Annotated in this window: 16 protein-coding genes and 1 pseudogene; 8 read left to right on the top strand and 9 right to left on the bottom strand. The window is 62.8% G+C overall.

Translation table 11 applies throughout. The features are described 5' to 3' along the window. Positions 1-27: 27 nt before the first annotated feature. A complete protein-coding gene (locus JQ558_RS12685; RefSeq protein ID WP_212293821.1) occupies positions 28-1518 on the top strand; it encodes an NAD(P)/FAD-dependent oxidoreductase in 1491 nt (496 codons plus the stop codon). 257 nt (positions 1519-1775) lie between these two features. Here the strand turns inward: JQ558_RS12685 and JQ558_RS12680 are convergent, their stop codons facing one another. Together JQ558_RS12680 and JQ558_RS12675 are read right to left on the bottom strand one after the other, a co-directional pair. After that, the gene (locus tag JQ558_RS12680) at positions 1776-3125 is read right to left on the bottom strand and encodes a M23 family metallopeptidase (protein WP_212273714.1); all 1350 of its coding nucleotides are present in this window, start codon (positions 3123-3125) and stop codon (positions 1776-1778) included. A gap of 101 nt (positions 3126-3226) precedes the next feature. Then, positions 3227-4036 (bottom strand): peroxiredoxin, encoded by an 810-nt coding sequence (locus tag JQ558_RS12675; RefSeq protein WP_212293910.1) that lies wholly within the window; start codon positions 4034-4036, stop codon positions 3227-3229. Between the two features lie 228 nt (positions 4037-4264). On the opposite strand from JQ558_RS12675, the gene JQ558_RS12670 reads away from it, so the two are divergent. Next, a complete protein-coding gene (locus JQ558_RS12670) occupies positions 4265-8005 on the top strand; it encodes a DUF3971 domain-containing protein (RefSeq protein WP_212293820.1) in 3741 nt (1246 codons plus the stop codon). A gap of 95 nt (positions 8006-8100) precedes the next feature. Next, positions 8101-9204, top strand: a complete 1104-nt coding sequence (locus JQ558_RS12665) for a mandelate racemase/muconate lactonizing enzyme family protein (protein WP_212293819.1) — start codon at positions 8101-8103, stop codon at positions 9202-9204. 9 nt (positions 9205-9213) lie between these two features. Here the strand turns inward: JQ558_RS12665 and JQ558_RS12660 are convergent, their stop codons facing one another. The 3 genes from JQ558_RS12660 to JQ558_RS12650 form a co-directional block, all read right to left on the bottom strand. Next, positions 9214-9975, bottom strand: a complete 762-nt coding sequence (locus tag JQ558_RS12660) for a Crp/Fnr family transcriptional regulator (RefSeq protein ID WP_212293818.1) — start codon at positions 9973-9975, stop codon at positions 9214-9216. Positions 9976-10078: 103 nt separating this feature from the next. Next, complete coding sequence (locus JQ558_RS12655; protein WP_212273717.1) at positions 10079-10498, bottom strand: response regulator; 420 nt, start codon at positions 10496-10498, stop codon at positions 10079-10081. Between the two features lie 25 nt (positions 10499-10523). Then, entirely contained in the window at positions 10524-10691 is a 168-nt protein-coding gene (locus tag JQ558_RS12650) for a hypothetical protein (RefSeq protein WP_212206770.1), read from the bottom strand. Positions 10692-10934: 243 nt separating this feature from the next. Between JQ558_RS12650 and JQ558_RS12645 the strand changes: the two genes are divergently transcribed. The 3 genes from JQ558_RS12645 to JQ558_RS12635 all read left to right on the top strand — a co-directional run bounded on the left by JQ558_RS12645 (position 10935) and on the right by JQ558_RS12635 (position 12988). Beyond that, complete coding sequence (locus tag JQ558_RS12645; RefSeq protein ID WP_212293909.1) at positions 10935-12143, top strand: sensor histidine kinase; 1209 nt, start codon at positions 10935-10937, stop codon at positions 12141-12143. A gap of 111 nt (positions 12144-12254) precedes the next feature. After that, on the top strand, positions 12255-12569 hold the full coding sequence (locus JQ558_RS12640; protein ID WP_192739493.1) for a hypothetical protein: 315 nt from the start codon (positions 12255-12257) through the stop codon (positions 12567-12569). A gap of 128 nt (positions 12570-12697) precedes the next feature. Next, the gene (locus JQ558_RS12635) at positions 12698-12988 is read left to right on the top strand and encodes a GlsB/YeaQ/YmgE family stress response membrane protein (RefSeq protein ID WP_211994952.1); all 291 of its coding nucleotides are present in this window, start codon (positions 12698-12700) and stop codon (positions 12986-12988) included. Positions 12989-13018: 30 nt separating this feature from the next. On the opposite strand, the gene JQ558_RS12630 is transcribed toward JQ558_RS12635, so the two are convergent. Next, positions 13019-14266 carry an MFS transporter gene (locus JQ558_RS12630; RefSeq protein ID WP_212293817.1) on the bottom strand — a complete coding sequence of 416 codons (1248 nt, stop codon included), beginning with the start codon at positions 14264-14266 and terminating at the stop codon, positions 13019-13021. Between the two features lie 55 nt (positions 14267-14321). Continuing rightward, on the bottom strand, positions 14322-15575 hold the full coding sequence (tyrS, locus tag JQ558_RS12625; RefSeq protein WP_212293816.1) for a tyrosine--tRNA ligase: 1254 nt from the start codon (positions 15573-15575) through the stop codon (positions 14322-14324). A 176-nt stretch (positions 15576-15751) separates the two neighbouring features. On the opposite strand from tyrS, the gene JQ558_RS12620 reads away from it, so the two are divergent. Both JQ558_RS12620 and JQ558_RS12615 read left to right on the top strand, forming a co-directional pair. Beyond that, entirely contained in the window at positions 15752-16855 is a 1104-nt protein-coding gene (locus tag JQ558_RS12620; RefSeq protein WP_212293815.1) for an anhydro-N-acetylmuramic acid kinase, read from the top strand. A gap of 118 nt (positions 16856-16973) precedes the next feature. Beyond that, complete coding sequence (locus JQ558_RS12615; RefSeq protein WP_212293814.1) at positions 16974-17651, top strand: glutathione S-transferase family protein; 678 nt, start codon at positions 16974-16976, stop codon at positions 17649-17651. Positions 17652-17746: 95 nt separating this feature from the next. On the opposite strand, the pseudogene JQ558_RS12610 reads toward JQ558_RS12615, so the two are convergent. Together JQ558_RS12610 and JQ558_RS12605 are read right to left on the bottom strand one after the other, a co-directional pair. After that, positions 17747-18257, bottom strand: a pseudogene (locus JQ558_RS12610) (DUF1697 domain-containing protein). A 15-nt stretch (positions 18258-18272) separates the two neighbouring features. After that, the gene (locus JQ558_RS12605) at positions 18273-18920 is read right to left on the bottom strand and encodes an alpha/beta hydrolase (RefSeq protein ID WP_027536583.1); all 648 of its coding nucleotides are present in this window, start codon (positions 18918-18920) and stop codon (positions 18273-18275) included. Positions 18921-19075 lie beyond the last annotated feature (155 nt).

The following is a 19075-nucleotide window of genomic DNA, read 5'->3' as shown; positions in this document are numbered from 1 at the left end:
GCGCGAGCTTTCACGACGGAGACAACCATGGTCAAGCAAAAGCAGGTCTGCATCATCGGCGCCGGCGTGTCCGGGCTGGCTGCGGCCAAGGCATTTTCGTCGCGCGGACATCGCGTCAGCATTGTCGAGCGCAGCGGCGATCTCGGCGGCGTGTGGGAGCCGGCAAGATCCTATCCTGATGTGCAGACCCAAAGCCCGAAGGAGCTTTACCGCTACACCGACAAGGCCATGCCGGCATCCTATCCGGAATGGCCGAAGGGTCCGCAGGTCCATGCCTATCTTGCCGAATACGCCCGCGATCATGGCCTCGATCGCCTGATCCGCTTCAATACCGAGGTGGTGCAGATGAATAGCCGCCCGGACTCCAAGCCGGGCTGGCGGCTCGACCTTCGCGGCCCCGCCGGCAGCACGCCGGAGGACTTTGACTTCGTCGCGGTTTGCATCGGGCAGTTCAACGAACCGCAGACCCTCAGCCTTCGCGGCGAGGACGCGTTCAAGGCGCAGGGCGGACGCATCCTGCACTCCTCGCAATACAACGATGCCGGCCTCGCCAAGGGCAAGAAGGTGGTTGTGCTGGGCGGCTCGAAATCGGCCACCGACATTGCGGTCAACGCGGTCAATTCCGGCGCCAGCGCGGTCACGCTGGTGTACCGCGAGCCGGTGTGGCGGATTCCCTACTTCATCGGCGGCCTGATCAACTTCAAGCGCATCCTCTACATCCGCGCGCAGGAGGAGATGTTCAAGAGCTGGGGCATCGGCGCGCTGTCGCGGTTCAAGCACGCGGTGGCGAAGCCGTTTGTCTGGGCCAACTGGCGCGGCCTGGAAAGCATGCTGAAGCTGCAGCTCAAGCTGAAGAAATGCGACATGGTTCCGAAGCAGCGCATCGAGGATGGCGTCAATTGCTCGGTGCCGATCGCCACGCCGGACTTCTTTCCGATGGTGGCCGATGGCCGGATCAAGGCGATCCGCGGCAGCTTCAATCACTATGACGGCAACAGCATCGTGATGACCGGCGGCGAGCGCGTTGCAGCCGACCTCGCCATCCTGGCCATCGGCTACAAGCTCGGCGTGCCGTTCCTGCCGCAGGCGCTTCGTGACCGTCTGGTGGACGGCGACGGCCAGTACAGGCTCTACCGGCTGATCGCCAATCCGGATCTGCCGGACATGGGTTTTGTCGGCTTCAACTCCAGTTTCTGCACGGTGCTGTGCGCCGATCTGGCGGCAAACTGGCTGGTCCGTTACGCCGACGGCCAGCTTGCGCAGCAGCCGAGCCCCGCCGAGATGCGTGACAACATCGAACTGATGCTGCATTTCAAACGCGTGGAGCGGCCAGCGGCCGGCGTCTATGGCGGGCTGTGCGTTGCGCCCTACCATTTCAAGCATTTTGACGAGTTGCTCGCCGACATCGGGACAACAACACGCCGGCGCAGCGCGCTGGCGGAGAAATTTACCCCACCCGACGCGGATGCGTATGCGCGGTTTCTCGCTTCTGCACCGGACTACAAGGTATCAGCATGACGCGGGGAGACGGCCAATAACCGAGCTAGGCCGCGCTCCGGCTCGCAGGATTTCCCAACGATCGAGGCCGCCGGATTGTCAGGTGGCCCGGGCGGCTGCGGCGGCGGTGGAATGGGCGGAGGCGGTGGTCGACGATAAGGGCGCGGACGGTGCATTAATACCGCTGGTCGAGGCTCATTTTACTTTGCATGGGGTTGTTTTCGCGATTTTTTATCTGCGGAGGCGGGAACGGGATCATTGGCGCTTCGCGCTGACCTCTAGCCGGAGCTGAGCCGCACACCGGCGCGCAAAAACTTCTGCGGGTCGACCGCGTCGCCGTCGATCCGTGTTTCATAATGCAGATGCGGACCGGTCGAGCGGCCGGTTGAGCCGACCGCACCGATCACCTGTCCGATCTTGACGACGTCGCCGACCCTGACGTGGATCTCCGACAGATGGCCGTAGCGGGTCGATAGCCCGTTGCCGTGGTCGATCTCGACCATGCGGCCATAGCCGCCCATCCATCCCGATGAAGCCACTTTGCCGTTCGCGGTCGCGCGCACGGGATCGCCGGTCGCGGCGCGGAAATCGAGGCCGGTATGCATCGCCGGCCGACCAAGGAAAGGATCGCTGCGGACGCCGAAGCCGGAGGTAAACTCGACTTCGCCGACGACGGGTTTGCGATAAGGCACCAGCGCCAGCGTGCGATTCAACCGCTCGACCTGGGCACGGGTGGCGTTGATCCGGTTGAGCTGGCGCTCGAACGGGCCGGCATCGGCGCCAAGCTTCACCGGCACGAAGGGGCCGCCGACGCCCGAACGTGGCGTCGCGGCTTCGAGCTGCGCCATGTCGAGGCCGAGATCGGTGAACACGCCGCGCATCCGGCGGACGCGCGATTCCATGCTGTCTTCTACCGAGCTCAGCGCCGCCATCTGGCGCCGCTCGACCTGGTCAAGCGACGTCTGCAGCCGGACCAGGACGTTGTCGACGCCTTGAACCTTGGCGTACTGGTTGGCTTGCTGCTTGGCCACGACCGGAGCGCGCGACTCCAGACGGGCTTCACGATCCGGCGGCGCCACAAAGATCACGGTGTCGCTGATCGGGCTGGGCTTCGGTGTCCCGGAAGCGGGGCTCTCGGCGGCGGCGCCGCGGGCCGGCGGCCGGATCGATCCGGTGGCCGTGCTGTCCGGAATCGAGCCGAGCGCGGTGGCGCGGGATTCCAGCGCGGTTTGGCGCTTCATAATCTGGTCGAGCTTCTGGTCGAACTGTTCCTGGTCGAGCAATTGGCGGCTGGTGGTGCGATCGACCTTGGCGCGCAGCTCGGCGATGCGGTCTTCATAGGCGTACTGCATCTCGGCCTGGCGGGCGATTAGCCGGGTCAGGACGTCGTCGCGAAAGGCGAAATAGGTGGCGGTCGCCGCTGACCACATTCCGAGCACGACGACCGTGCCGACGACGATCCAGAACACCACGGGCCCGAACCGCACCTGCTTGCCGGCATGGACAATGGCATAGCCGTCATTGGCCGGGGGGAGTGCCGCGGCCTGCGCCACGGGACGTCGCGCCCGGCTGTCATGGGGATGATGGTGCTGGTGGTACTCGGAATGATGACCGGAACGGTACGACATCGGCTCTCCCGCGCCGGTCGGACAGGGGTTCCGTACGGCTGAATTTGCGAGGCCGATTTGACCCACTCATGGTTAATTTTTGGGAAATGGAACCTGGAAAACTATAATCCTTGCGCTGCGGCCAACACGTCGTCGGCGTGGCCATCGACCCGTACATTGCGCCAGATTTTCGCGATCTTGCCGTCCTTGCCGATCAGAACGGTGGTGCGAAGAATCCCAAGGAAAGTCCTGCCATACATGGATTTTTCGCCCCAGGCGCCATAGGCCTCCAGCATCTCATGTTTCTCATCCGAAATCAGAGGAATCGAGAGCTGGTGCTTGTCGCGAAAGGACTCCTGGGCCCTCACGGTGTCGGCAGATATGCCGAGCACCGCCGTTCCGCTTTCGGCGAACGCGTCCTTGAGCCGGGTGAAGTCGATCGCCTCCCTGGTGCAGCCCGGGGTGTCGGCGCGGGGGTAGAAGAACAGCACCAGTTTTTGGCCGGCGTAATCGGCCAGGGCGACGCTGTCGCCGCCGTCCCGGGGCAGCCGGAAGCCGGGCGCTTTGGCGCCTTCAGCCAGCGCAGCCGCCGGTCCGGGCGCGGGGAGCGGCTTTTCGGCCGGCTTGGGAATCGGCCCGGAATCGGATTTCGGCGTCGCCGATAGGTTGGATTTTAACGATTTCGACGCCGGCTTGTGGGATTCTTTGGTCGAAGCGCTTTTGGCTGCTTTGCCTGATTTTGTTGCGACCGCCTTGCCGGCCTTGGCCGCGGGCGCTTTGACTGGAGCTTTCGAGCCACTGCGGGCTGCCTTCGCCAGGATCGTTTTTTTGGCGGATTTCTTGGCAGGCGCCTTCGCGGATGACTTGGCAGGTGTCTTTGCGGGTGTCTTTGCGGATCCCTTGGAGGATTTCTTGCGCGTTTTCTTGGACATACGCCTTCCTTTCGTCGCTTTCGGCGGATCAACCAATAGGGTATTGCGGGGCTTGTCCCGGCCTATCGGATTCGCTCCGGCTGCTGGGCAAGTTTGATGACCTCGGAGTATGGTTACAAGGAATTCGACGCACCACCCGTCCGCTCGTTGACGGCCCGTTTGATTAAGTCGGCGATTGAGTCCTTGGGCTGGGCTACGAGTAACAGTATTAATCGAGGATTGGCAGCGATGCCGGCACGGGAGCGCTCGATACAGATCGATGGGCGCGCCTGCGGCGACGATCAACCTCAGCGCCAGCACCGAGAGGCAATGGCTAGGAATAGTTCGCCCCAAAGTCCTGGGCTCCAAGGTTCTGGGCTCAAAGGTCTTGGACCCCAAGGTTCGGGGCGCCAAGATCTTGGGCGACAAGGGTCGAATCCGCGTGCTGAGGCCCAAATCTCGCAATGGGATGACGAGGCCGGCTGGGATACCGACCAGGACGAGGCGGCGCGCCACCGCGCACGGCGGCTATTGTCCCGGTCCAATTCCCGTTTTCACCGCTTCAGCGACAATGTTTCGGCGCTGAACCGATGGATCAGCGGCGAACGTTGGGTCAAGCGCCTATCGGTCGTGATTGCGGTGCTGGCCGTGATCTTTGCCAGCTGCTTCGGCGGGCTTTGGTGGCGGCTTGGCGCCGGCCCGATCAATCTCGACCTGGCGACGCCCTGGCTTGCGAAGGCGATCGAGGAAAATATCGGGCACGGCAATACGGTCGAGGTCGGTGGCACGCAAATCGAGCGCGCCGGCAGAATTCGAATCGCGGTGCGTATCCGCGACATCGTGGTCAGGGATCGCGACCAGGCCATTGTCGCAAGCGCCCCGAAGGCCGAGGTGAGATTATCCGGCACCGCGTTGTTGATGGGGCGGCTTCGCGCCGAGAGCCTCAATCTGGTCGATGCCGAACTCGCGGTACGAATCACGCCGGATGGCCAGGTGACGGTATCGGCTGGTGACACGGCCAAACCATTGGCGACCGGCGTAGCCTCGAAGCGCGACGCTGGCCTGGCGCCCACATTCCCGCGGCCGGCACCGCCACCCGGCACGCCGGCGCCCGAGACGGCACAGAACGGATTGCTGGCCGGCCTCGATTGGCTCGACAGCCTGAGCCTGACCGGTCTCGACGGACAAAATCTCAACGAGATCGGCTTGAAGAACGGCAATCTGGTCGTCGACGACCAGCAGCGCGGCAACAAGTGGACCTTCGACAATATCAGCATGAGCCTTCGCCGGCCGAACGCCGGTGGGGTGGCGCTGAGCGTTGGCGAGGAGGGCGCCCGGCCATGGTCGCTGCGGGCGGTGATCGGGCCACCGACCAACGGCGTGCGCTCGGTCGATCTGCGTGCCGACAAGGTACCGGCGGCCAATATTCTGCTGGCGATGCGGGTCAAGGATCTCACCTACAGCGCAAACCTGCCGCTGTCGGGTGAACTGAAAGGCGAACTCGGCCGCGATGGCCTGCCGACCTATTTCCGTGGCAAGCTGACCGCTGGTGCCGGCAACATCATCGACAGCGATACGCCCGATTATCCGATGGCGATCGATGCGGCGGAAATGAACGTCGAATGGGATTCCGCGCGGCGCGTTTTGGTCGCCCCGTTCAAGATCGTTTCCGGCGCCAACCGGGTCACGCTGCTCGGCCATCTCGAGCCGCCGAATGGAACCACGACCGAATGGCAGGCCGGGTTGAGCGGCGGCACTATCGTGCTGGCCGGCAATGAGGGCGAACAGCCGCTGATCTTCAATCGCATCGCGATCGGCATGCGCTTCGACACTGACAGGAAGCGCTTTCTGCTGACGCAGGCAGATATCAGCAATGGCGAGATCGGCGTCGCCGGAACCGGCAGCGTCGATTATTCCGGCGAGGCGCGGCTCCAGCTTGGCTTTGCCGGTACGCCGATGTCGGCCTCCGCGCTCAAGCGGATGTGGCCGGTCCTGATCGTGCCGGAAGTGCGCGAATGGGTGATCGAGCGGATCGAACGCGGCACGCTCCAGCGCATCGAGGTCGGCGTCAATTCGCCGGTGCGAAACTTGTCGCGCAAAGGCCCGCCGATTCCCGACGACGGCCTGGCGGTCACTATCACGGCGACCGGCGTGACGGTGCGCCCCGTCGATGACATGCCGGTCGTGCGCGACGCCGACCTGAAGGCACGCGTGACGGGTCGCACCGCTACCGTCAACATCGGCCAGGGCATCGCCGATACGCCGGCCGGTCGCAAGGTCACGATTTCGGATTTCACCTTCGAGGTGCCGGACATGGCGCCGAAGCCATCGCCGTCGAAGGTGAAATTCCGCATGGATGGAACCATTGCGGCCGCGGCCGAGATCCTGGCATCCGATCGCCTCAGCGACGTCTCCGCCAATTTCATCGATCCGAACGCGAGCAAGGGGACAGTGACGGCTAACATCATGCTCGGCATGCCGGTCAAGGGCGTGCTGACCAAGGCCGACACGACTTATGCTGTGACCGCCGATCTCGGCGGGGTCTCCATCGACAAGCTGGTGATGAACCAGAAGCTGGAGGCGAACACGCTGAAGGTCGTTGCCAACAACAACGGCTATCAGGTCAGGGGCGACGTCAAGATCAATGGCCAGCAGGCGTCGCTGGATTATCGCAAGCCGAACGAGGGCGACGCCGATATCAGGCTGTCGGCGACGCTGGATGACGCCAGCCGCGCGCGGCTTGGGCTTGATCTTGGTCCAGCCGTTAGCGGCGCGATTCCAATCAAACTGGTCGGCAAGATCGGCGATAACGACAGCCGCGTCGGCATCGAGGCCGATCTTACCTCGCTCCGGCTCGACAACATCCTGCCGGGTTGGGTCAAGGTGCCGGGCAGGTCCGGCAAGGCGACGTTCAGCGTCGTCAAGAAGGAGCAGTCGACGCTGTTCCAGGACATCGTCGTCGACGGCGGCGGCGTCTCGATCAAGGGCTCGCTGGAAGTCGACGCGAATGGCGAGCTAATGACCGCGAACTTCCCGACCTATTCGCCGTCGGAAGGCGACAAGACCTCGCTGAAAGCGGAACGCAATGCCGATGGCGTCGTGAAGGTGACGATGCGCGGCGACGTGTTCGATGGCCGCGGCTTCCTCAAATCGGCCATCTCGGGCAAGGAAGCCGACGCCAAGAAGACCAAGAACATCGATCTGGATATCGACGTCAAGCTCGGCGCGGTCGCCGGCCACAATGGCGAGGCGCTGCGCAGCGTCGATGCCAAGATGTCCCGGCGCAATGGCGTCATCAAGGCGTTTGCGATGACCGGCAAGGTCGGGCGCGATACGCCGGTGACCGCCGATTTGCGCGGTCGTGTGCAGGGGCAGGGGCGTGACCTGATCATTCTGCAGACCAATGACGCCGGCGCGTTCCTCCGCTTCACCGACACCAACTCGAAGGTCTTCGGCGGTCAGCTCTCGCTCGCGATGGAGCCGCCGACGGTCGAACCATCAGCCAAAGATGGCCTGATCAATATCCGCGACTTCTCCGTCAAAGGCGTCCCTGAACTGGAGCGCGCTGCGGCGGGCGGACCGGCAGGCGTACAGAACGGCGTGTCGTTCTCGGCGTTGCGCGCGGAATTCACCCGGCAGAGCGGACACCTCACGATCCGGGACGGCGTCGTGAAGGGCCCGACCATCGGCGCCACCATCGAAGGCACGCTCGACTATATCGGCAACTCCGTACGCATGAGCGGGACCTTCGTTCCGATGTACGGGCTCAACAACATGTTCGGCCAGATTCCCGTGCTCGGCCTGTTCCTCGGCGGCGGCAGTAACGAGGGCCTGATCGGCGTCACCTATGAGGTCGTCGGCACGCCGGCCGCGCCGGTGCTGCGCGTCAATCCGATTTCAGCGATGGCGCCCGGCGTGCTGCGCAAGATCTTCGAATTCAACACCGGCAAGCAGAACAACCCGATCGAATTCCCGCCGACCAATAATTAGGGCGTGAGCCGTTGAGGGGTTTTGTCATCAGTGATTGATCTGGCCAATCGGCATCGTCCCGCGCTAGCTTTAAAAAAAACCGGGAGGCTGGCGTCATGCAGATCACCAACGTCCGTGCGCACCATATCCGTATCCCGTATGACGCCGGCGTGGCGAGCTTCAAGCAGGGCGCCTCGGCGATATCGGCACTCGAAATCGTTCTTGTCGAGGTCTCGACCGATGCGGGACTGACCGGCTGGGGGGATGCCTTCAGCTATGTGTGCCCGCGATCCTGTGCCACCGCCATCGATGAAATGATTGCGCCGCAGGCCCGGGGTCTCGAGGTCCCCGACGCCGCCGGCATTCCCGCCTTCATGGACCGTATCCAGCGCAATCTGCATCTGTTCGGCCGCTACGGCATCACGATGTTCGCGATCTCCGCGCTCGATATCGCGTTGTGGGATCTCGCGGCACGCGTGCAGGGCGTCCCGCTGCACCGCCTGTTGGGTGCGCGCAAACGGGCGCGGATTCCGGCCTATGCCAGCCTGCTGCGGATCGGAACACCCGATCTCGTCGCCAGCGAATGCGAGACGGCGCTGCGGCGCGGTTACACCGCCATCAAGCTTCATGAGACGACGGCGCCGGCCGTATTCGCCGCACGGCGCGCGATCGGCGACGGCATCCCGCTGATGGTCGATATGAACTGCCCGATGACGTCGGCGGAAGCCATCGCCTTCGCGCATGAATGCAAGGCGGCCGCACCGATGTTCCTGGAGGAGCCGGTGTGGCCGCCGGAAGATTATGCCGCGCTGGCCGAGACCCGCACGAAAGGCGGGCTCGATATCGCTGCCGGCGAGAACGCCTGCACGGTTTACCAGTTCCGCCAGATGATGGAGGCGGGTGCGGTCAGCTACGCGCAGCCCTCGGTGACCAAGGTCGGCGGCATCACCGAATATCTGAAGGTGGTTGATCTGGCCGACGAAAGGGGCGTCCGGCTGGCGCCGCATTCGCCCTATTTCGGTCCGGGCCTTCTGGCGACACTGCAATTGCTGTCGCTGCGCGACGACAAAACCTTCGTCGAGTTCTTTTACATGAACCGTGCCGCGTGCCTCTGGCGCGGCGCGATCGATGTCGGCGCCGATGGCGCGGTCGCGGTGCCGGAAGGGCCGGGGCTTGGCTACGAGCCGGATCGCGAGGTCATGGAGCGGTATCGGGTCTAAGCGGGTGCTTCACCTGGCCGTACGGCCCTTGTTGTGGCCCTGTACCGCCGTCGAAGGCGGCGTCAGGAACGCATCGAAGCGTTCCTTGACGATGGCGTAACATTCGCATGACGCCTTCTCCAGGCCCGCCCGGTCGAGTACCTGGATGGTGCCGCGGCGATAATGGATGAGACCGGCGGTCTGCATCGATTGTGCGGCAAGCGTTACGGATTTCCGGTTCGCGCCGAGCATATGCGAAAGAAACTCGTGGGTGTAAGGCAGCGCTTCCCCGCCGGCGCGGTCGTGCATCATCAATAGCCACCTGCACATTCGCTCTTCCGTCGTGTGCATGGAATTGCAGGCAACCGTCTGCTGAACCTGGGAAAGCAGGGTCTCCGAGTAACTAACGAACAGGTCGCGCACGTGTTCGCTGTTTTTGAATTCGTGTTGCAATAGCTCGATCGGGCAGCGAACCGTATGACCCGGGAGTTGCACGAGACAGCGGTTGAACGAGACACGGCTATACATGGCTGCAAACAGGCCGAACGCGCCTTCGCGTCCGATGTTGGCCGTCTCGATGGCGGCGCCATTCTCCAGAACGGTCAATAGCGACAGAACCGAGCCTTGCGGAAAATAGGCGTGTTTGAGCAGACCGCCGGCATCGCAGACCATCTCTTCGAGTTCGAAATCGATCGGCTCGAGGTGGGAATCTATTCGCCTGCGGCTGTCTGGCTCCAGGGCGCCGAGCAGTTGATTGCTTCGCGGGTCATAATCCATTTGCGCCTGGGGCATCGCTTATGGCCGTGATGATCCGAGTGCTTCGGACCGATTTTAGGCACGGCGATTGGCGGATCAGATTTGCACTAATAAGCGGCTCAAGTCTGAGCAAAACAGCTCAGTGGACATTGCTGGGTTCCCGATAGGGATGGCCCAAGGGAGGCGCCAGCGTACACAGCGCCTCGACCAGCGCCGCAGTCTGGTAAGGCTTTGCGAGAAAGCAGCTGTCCTGCGGAAGTTCGAAGGGCTGTAGCCGAACTTGTCCCGATACGACGAGAATTTTGATTGGCGGCCAGCGGTTGCGCACCGCGTGGGCCAATTGTAATCCGTTCATGCTGCCGGGCATGTCGATATCTGTGAGCAGCAACGCAATGTCCAAGCGGGATTCCAGCAGCGCCATCGCCGCGTCTGCATCAGCAGCTTCTATGACTGCAAAGCCTGCTTCCTCAACAATCTCTGCGACGCACATCCGCAGCAGTGTGTCGTCCTCTACGATCAGAACGATGGTCGGTGATTTGCTGGGCAATTCTGCAGCCATATTGACGGGAACTTTCCAAAACGGGCTACTGGCTGCCGTGTCCCTGATTGGCCTGCTCGGTCAAATCGGCTGCCATCCGCAGACACTGCGCCTTCAATTCCGGGGCGAGCGACATGGATGCGAGTTCAATGAGGTCCGATGCCAGGCGCAGGCACTCGAGGTCGCGCTTTCGGTTGCTTTCGGAATCGGGCATGCGCACCTCCTGGAAGGTGTGAGTGATCGCACACCGCCTTTCGTGCTGTCGGTGGTCCACACCACAGACCATGACCCACGTATTCGTGATGCTGCAGGAGCGGGCGCTCACGCACCGGGGCGCTGAAGTGAGCTGTTTTGCTCAGACTGACCAACGCCGGGCTGCCATAATGCTCTGAAAGCACTGGCTGAAATCTGAACTGATCCTTGGCGAAGGCCGTGCTCGGGAGGTCCGCGATTGCATTTGCCGTCTGACGCAGTTCAGGAACTATTCAAGTTTCCTGCAGAATCGCCTGATCGGGACGAGCTTCCATACCGACTTCGGCAGCAATCCCTGCTCGGCGAGTTCGGCCGCATCGCCATGCAAACCCGCGACTACCGACAAATCCTGCAGCGGGCCACGGAGTTTTGCGCCGACGGGCTTCAGACGCGATTCGCCAAAGTCTTGGAATATGTGCCGGAAGAAGACCACCTGAGGGTGCGCGCCGGCGTCGGCTGGGACCTCGACACCATTGATAACGTGTCGCTCACCGCCGATCTCGGATCGCCGGCCGGATACGCCTACCAAACCGGGGCCACGGTTATCTCGAATCACCTGGATGTGGAGACCCGTTTCCGGACACCCCAGCTCCTGAAGGATCACGGCGTCAGGCGCGCGATCAACGTGCTGATCGAAAAGGGCGGGGAGGGCAAAACGTTCTTCGGCGTATTGGAGGTCGATAGCGCCGATCCCGGCCAGTTTGACGAGGCGGATGCCGACTTTCTGGCCGGCTTTGCCGGCCTGCTCGGCGTCGCCATCGAACGTCAGCAGGCGGACGCCAAACTGCAGGAGGCACTTGAGCACCAGGCGCTGCTGACGCGGGAGATGAGCCACCGCGTCAAGAACAGTCTAACTTCCGTGGTCGGATTGCTGCGCGTCCAGGCCCGTACGGCTCTATCCCCGGATGTCAGAAATGCGCTTGAGGATGCAAGCCTGCGCGTCGACACCATCGCCCAGGTACATGATCATCTATGGCGTAGTTCGCACGTCGGTTTTGTCGAACTCGTAGACTTCATGAACGAGCTTTGCAAAAAGCTGAAAGGTACGACGGATGGCCATACGCTGCACTGCCATGCCGACCCAATGCTGCTTTCGGCTGACCATGCCATTCCATTGGGACTCCTGATCAACGAACTCGTTACAAACGCGGTGAAATACGCCTACCCCGAAGGCGGTGGCGTCATCGAGGTCAGTGCGCGGGAAATCGATGAACATCTTCATGTCGAGGTTTCCGACCATGGCGTCGGCCTTCCGCACGGCTTCGACATTGATCAGCCGCAAACCAGTCTGGGGTTCAAGGTGATCGTCGGCATGGTGCGGCAGCTTCAAGGCCACCTGACGCTCACCTCCGGAAATCCCAAAGGGGCACATTTCCTGCTCGACCTGCCTATCCTTCCCCAAGTCAAAGAATAGATTGCTTCGCCTCTCGCGCTGTTCGATCCAGGCAGAACACGTGAAGATGTCGCAGGAACCAAAGGGCCAGCGGCCTATTGGTCTCCTGACACATCAACCCCCGGAGAAATTATGAAAACGCTCACCCTCGCGCTGGCAGCCGGCGCTGCGGCGTTGTTTGCCACTGCTGCCTCGGCGGCTCCGCTTTCCATTGGCCCGGTCGCATCGGACAGCCATATTCAGAACGTACGCATGGTTTGCGACGAAGACGGCCGTTGCTGGCGTGAGCGCGGGGAGCGCCGCGTCATCCTTCGCGAGTCTCGCGACTCGTATGGCTATGCGCCGCGCGAGCGCTATATCGAGCGCCGCGGCTATGAAGAGCGCGGACCCGGTATTGGAATTCATGCGCCCGGCGTGAGCATTGGTGTCGGTGGCGGTCGCTACTGAGCCACGCGCTGCGAATGACCAAAGATCTGCCCGGCCGACTTTGTTCGGTCGGGCATGATCAATCTTATACAGGCAGATGCGGACCAGCCTGCAATGCTGGCGCTGCGGCCAACCGCTGAGGTGACGATATGCATATGTCGGGCGAGAGTTTGCTGGTCATCTTGTTTGTCGGTCTCGTGGCCGGCTGGCTCGCGGGCCAAATCGTGCAGGGGACTGGTTTTGGGATCGTCGGCGATCTCCTTATCGGGATTGTGGGCGCCTTTATCGGAAGTTGGCTGTTGCCGCAGCTCGGCATTCATCTCGGAACCGGAATCATCAGCGCAATCATCAATGCGACCATCGGCGCGATATTGCTACTCGTCGTCGTGCGGCTGGTTCGTGGTGGCGGTCGATGGCGAAGGAGCTGGTGGCGCCCGTGATGACAATTGCGCCGTCCCTGGATTGTATCGTCAGCGCCGCAGCGCCGGCACCACCAGGAACGGGATCAATCCCAGCACCACGTTGACCAGCGCGAACACGAACAGCGCGTTATAGCTGTGGGTCCAGTCATGGATCAGGCCGCCGGCCCATGAGCCCAGTCCCGAGCCGAGGCCGCTGCCGATCGAAATGGTGCCGAAGATGGTGCCGACCCGTTTGCCGCGGAAAATGTTCAGTGCCGTCGCGGTGATCAGCGGCCCGCGCGAGCCGATCATGCTGCCGAAAGAGATGATGAAGCCGGTCAGCAGCCAGTAGTTCGGATAATATTGCAGCAGCCAGAGCAGGATGATGCCGACGATCGAAACGCCGTAGCTGAACAGCACTGACGGCCTGCGGCCGATGATGCCGTCCAGCGTCGAGATCCCGAGCATGCCGAACAGCAGCACCACGCCGGAAAAACCCCAGGCCGTGGCGGCCTCGAGGGGCGGGAAGCCGGCGTCGATCAGATACGCCACGATCTGCGCTGTGATGGCGTACATCGCCACCGCGGTGAAAAAGAAGGTCGAGAACAGCGCCCAGAAGACGTGGTTGAGCATCGCGCTCTTCAGTGTCCAGCCATCATCGACCAGGCCGTCGTCGGTCTTCTTGACGACATGCGGCGAGCCGGTCGCGAACAGCCGCCACGGCATCAGCAGCAGCGGCAGCAACAGACACAGCGCGGCGATGCCGAACCATTGATAGGCATCGCGCCAGCCGATGCGGTCGATCAAGAGCTGCGAGGCCGGCAACAGCACCAGGATGCCCGCACCGGTCGCCGAATAGAGGATCGCCATCGCGGTTGGCAATCGCGGCCCGAACCAGCGGCCGAGCAGGATCGAATTCGGCACCACGCCGATCAGCGCGATGCCGATGCCGACGCACAATCCGGTGGAGAGCTGGAACTGCCACAGCGCCTGTGCGCGCGAGGCGACCAGGAACGAGCCGCCGAGCAGCAGCAATCCAAGCGAATAGACGAGGCGGGGTCCTGAGCGGTCGAACAGCCGGCCGACGAACGGCGCCATCAGCCCGCCCGCGAGCCAGGTCAGCGAATAGACCGAGACCACTTCGGCGCGGTCCCAGGCGAAACTCTCCGCGATCGGTTTCAGGAAAACCGTAAAACTCTCGCCAAGGCCGCGGCCGACCACCGACAACGCAAAGCACAGCGCCAGCACGTTGAGGGCCGTGCGCGCCGGCTTGAGCGGCGGAGTCAACGAGTCTCCCCTTGGCGTCTTTTGATCCATGGAAGGCAGGGAGCGCGTTTCTGCGCCGCCGAGCAAGCGCGTAAAGCGAATGCGCCTATGCAGGCTTGAGCAGGACGTGCTTCTTCTTGCCCATCGACAGCTTGATGACGCCTTCCTGCGTGAGATTATCCGCGTTCAGGACCATCTTCTCGTCGGTCACGGCAGCATCATTGACGCGCAGCCCGCCGCCTTTGATCTGGCGGCGCGCCTCGCCGTTCGATGCGACGAGGCCGGCCTTGACGAATGCTGCGAGGACGCCGATGCCGGCATCAAGTTCGCCGCGCGGAATTTCTACCGTCGGCAGGCTTTCCGAGACCGCGCCTTCCTCAAACGTCTGCCGCGCGGTTTCGGAAGCGGTGTCGGCGGCATCGCGGCCGTGCAGCAGCGCGGTTGCTTCGGTTGCCAGCACCTTCTTGGCTTCGTTGATCTCGCCGCCCTGCAGCGCCGCAAGCTTGTTGATTTCGCTCATCGGCAGGATCGTGAACAGCTTCAGGAATTTCACGACGTCGGCGTCCTCGACGTTGCGCCAGTATTGCCAGAAATCGTATGGCGAGAACGCGTCGGCGTTGAGCCACACCGCGCCTTGCGCGGTCTTGCCCATCTTGGCACCCGAGGCGGTGGTGAGCAGCGGCGTGGTCAGCGCGAACAACTGCTCCGTGCCCATGCGGCGGCCGAGATCGACGCCGTTGACGATGTTGCCCCATTGGTCGGAGCCGCCCATCTGCAAGCGGCAGCCGGTGCGCCGGGCCAGCTCGACGAAGTCATAGGCCTGGCAGACCATGTAGTTGAACTCGATGAAGCTCATCTCCTGCTCGCGTTCGAGCCGCAGGCGCACCGAGTCCATCGTCAACATGCGGTTGACCGAGAAATGCCGGCCGATGTCGCGCAGCATTTCGATCCAGTTCAGCTTGGTCAGCCATTCGGCGTTGTCGAGCATGATGGCGTCGCTGGCGCCGTTGCCGTAGCGCAGCACCTTTGAGAACACGCCGCGGATCGAGGCTTTGTTGGCCTCGATTTCCGCGATCGAGCGGATCGCCCGCGACTCGTCCTTGCCGGAGGGATCGCCGACCATGGTGGTGCCGCCGCCCATCAGGGTGATCGGCTTGTTGCCGCTTTGCTGCAGCCAGTGCAGCATCATCATGGTCAGGTAATTGCCGATATGCAGCGACGGCGCGGTACAATCGTAGCCGACATAGGCGGTCGCCTGGCCTTTCGCGGCGAGCGCGTCGAGGCCGTCGAAATCGGAACATTGGTGGATGAAGCCGCGTTCCTGTAAAATGTTCAGGAAATCTGATTTAAATGCGGTCATTGGCCTGCGACTCTGATCATTCTATTTTCACGGTAATTGTAACGAGTTGCGGAACCATAGCGGAATGGGCTGCCGCAAGCGCGTGCGGTGTGGCATTATAAGATGTCCGTGTTTGGCACAAGCTGGTCGTCGTCGGCGGGACGATTCGAGCAGGGCGTGGCGAAGGCACGATTACAATGATGTTGACGGCCATAGGTTTGATGAGCGGTACCTCGCTCGACGGGGTCGATGTCGCCATGATCGAAACCGATGGCCGGAAGGTCCGGGCTTTTGGGCCATCCGGATATCGACCCTACAGCGAAATGGAGCGCCGCCTGCTGCGCCAGGCGCTGTACGAGGCCGTCAACCTGCCGCAGCGCGATGCGCGGCCGGGCGTCCTGCGGGACGCCGAACAGGCCGTCACTTTGGCCCATGCCGAGGCGGTTGCCGCCTTTACCGCGCAACACCGCATTTCCGCCCAGGACATCGACATCGTCGGCTTTCACGGCCAGACCGTGCTGCACCGGCCCGAGCGCCGATTGACGGTGCAGATCGGCGACGCCGCAGCCCTGGCCAAGGCGATCCACATCCCCGTCATGCATGATTTCCGCGCCGCCGACGTCGCCGCCGGCGGGCAGGGCGCGCCGTTCGTGCCGGTCTATCACCGCGCGCTGGCCCAGTCGCTCGAGCGCGAGGGTCCGATCGTCGTGGTTAACATCGGCGGGGTCTCCAACATCACCTATATCGACGGGACCGACACGCTGATCGCCTGCGACACCGGGCCCGGCAACGCGCTGCTCGACGACCACATGTACCGTGTCCTGAACCAGCGCTTCGACACCGCCGGCCAGACCGCCGCGCAAGGCAAGGTCAATGACGCCTGGATTGCCCGCGCGCTGGCGCTGCCGTTCTTCACAAAACCGCCGCCCAAATCGCTCGACCGCAATGATTTTGCCGCGCTCAAGGTCGACGCGATGTCGCCCGCGGACGGCGCCGCGACCCTGACCGCGTTCACGGCCGCATCGATCGCCCGGATCGTGCCGTTGCTGCCAAAGGTGCCGAAGAGCTGGATCGTGGCCGGCGGCGGTGCCCGCAACCTGACCATGCTGCGGATGCTGCGCGAGCGGCTTCAGCCCGCCACCGTCGAGGCCGCGGATGGGCTCGGCTGGGCCTCGGACGCGATCGAGGCGCAGGCCTTTGGCTTCCTGGCGGCGCGAGGGCTCAAGGGCCTGCCGCTGAGCTATCCGGCCACCACGGGGGTGCCGATCCCGATGACCGGGGGGCTGATGGCCCGGCCGTAGCGGCCGGGATCAAGATCTGTTGATGCAACTGCATTGATTTTGACGACTACATGCACATGCATCTAATTTGATGCAGATGCATGAAGCGAGCCGTTTGGCCTCGCCCTTGGAGGTCGTCATGACGGCAAAACTCACTTTGATCAGCCACAAGCTTTGTCCCTACGTGCAGCGCGCCGTGATCGCGCTGAACGAGAAGGGTGTGCCGTTCGAGCGCGTCGATATCGACCTCGCCAACAAGCCGGACTGGTTCCTGAAGTTGTCGCCGCTCGGCAAGGTGCCGGTGCTGATCGTGCGCAGCGAGGACGGCGAGGTCGCGCTGTTCGAGAGCAACGTGATCTGCGAGTACATCGAGGAAACCCAAACGGGTGCAAAACTGCATCCGCAGGACGCGTTGCAGCGGGCGCGGCACCGCGCATGGATGGAATTCGGCTCGACGATCCTGAGCGAGCTGTGGGGCCTCGAGACGACAGGCGATGCCGCGGTGTTTGAAGCCAAACGCGTCGCGGTGGCCGCGAAGTTCGCACGCGTCGAGGAGGCGCTGGGTTCGGGTCCATTCTTTGCCGGCGAAAAATTCAGTCTCGTGGACGCCGTGTTCGCGCCGATCTTCCGGTACTTCGATGTGTTCGACGAGTTGATCGACCTCTCCATCTTCGCACAAACGCCGAAGGTGCGCGCATGGCGGACGGAGCTGGTAAAACGGGACAGTGTTCAGAGCGCCGTCGGCGCCGATTATCCGCAATTGCTGCACGCCTTCCTGGTTCGCCATAACGCGCATATGCTGAAGCTGGCAGCGTGAACGCGTAGGATGGGTTGAGCTCTTCGCGAAACCCATCACTCATTCTCGGGCAGCAATTGATGGGTTTCGCGAAGAGCTCAACCCATCCTACAATTCTACAAATCCGTGGCCATTTTCGCGAGCGTCGCGATCGTGTTCATGGCGCGCGGTGCCTGCTTTCGCGGCAGGGATCACCAGTTTCGATTGCCCGATGCCGTCGCCGTAGTGGACGTAGATCTCGCGCGAGCCCAATCCGATTTCTTCGTCCTTGCGGCCTTTGACGGCGGCCAGCGTATCCGTCGGCGGCTTGGCATCGAGGAATATCGCTACCGTCCGGTTGCCCGGCGCCTTTGGAAACGGATTGTTGTTCAGAACGGCCTGCATCTCGGCCGCGGTGCGCACCATGACGCCGATCGCCTTGCCGGCATAGGCTTCAAGCCGCGCTTCCAGCGCCTTCTTGACGGCGGATTCGGCTTTGCGGCTGGTGAAGACGACATTGCCGCTGGCGATGTAGGTGCGGACGGCCTCGAACCCGAGCGCCTCGCACATCGCCTTGAGTTCGCTCATCGGCAGCTTGCCGGTGCCGCCGACATTGACGGCACGCAGCAAAGCGACGAAGGCGGTCATCGCAAACCGCTTGATTTAGCGGACGTTGGCGAGCCGCATGTCGAGATAGCCGGTCACCGTCTCCATCAGCGGCTGCAATTTGCCGTCGAAGAAATGGTTGGCGCCGGGGATGACCTGCTGGTCGATCACGATGCCCTTTTGCGTCTTGAGCTTCTCGACCAGCGTGTTGACGTCCTTCGGCGGCACCACCGCATCCTTTTCGCCATGCACGATCAGGCCCGACGACGGGCAGGGCGCGAGGAACGAGAAGTCGTAGAGATTGGCCGGCGGCGCGATCGAAATAAAACCTTCGACCTCGGGCCGGCGCATCAACAGCTGCATGCCGATCCAGGCGCCGAACGAAAAGCCCGCGACCCAGCAGGCGCGCGCTTCGGGATTGATGGTCTGCGCCCAGTCGAGCGCGGACGCCGCGTCCGACAATTCGCCGGTGCCGTGGTCGAACGATCCCTGGCTGCGGCCGACGCCGCGGAAATTGAAGCGCAGCACCGAAAAGCCGCGATGCGCGAAGGCGTAGTAGCACTGGTAGACGATCTGGTGATTCATCGTGCCGTGAAACTGCGGATGCGGATGCAGGATCATCGCGATCGGCGCGTTCTTCTGCTTCGCCGGATGATAGCGGCCTTCGAGACGGCCTGCGGGACCGGTGAAAATAACTTCGGGCATGGATGATCCTTGGAAGTGCTTCTTGGCGACGGAATTGATCCGCGGAGAAACGGCAATCAGGCGTCGTTTGGGAGATGCGCGCGCGGCGCCCCGTGAACTGTCGGCCGCGTTCTAACATGAGGCGAGGGGCAAAATGCAAGGTTTTTATGCGCCCG

The sequence above is a fragment of the Bradyrhizobium sp. AUGA SZCCT0160 genome, from assembly GCF_018130105.1.
In the GTDB taxonomy this organism is placed as follows: Bacteria; Pseudomonadota; Alphaproteobacteria; order Rhizobiales; family Xanthobacteraceae; genus Bradyrhizobium.
Note: the sequence above shows the minus strand (reverse complement) of the source record. Positions and strands in the feature narration are given on the sequence as shown.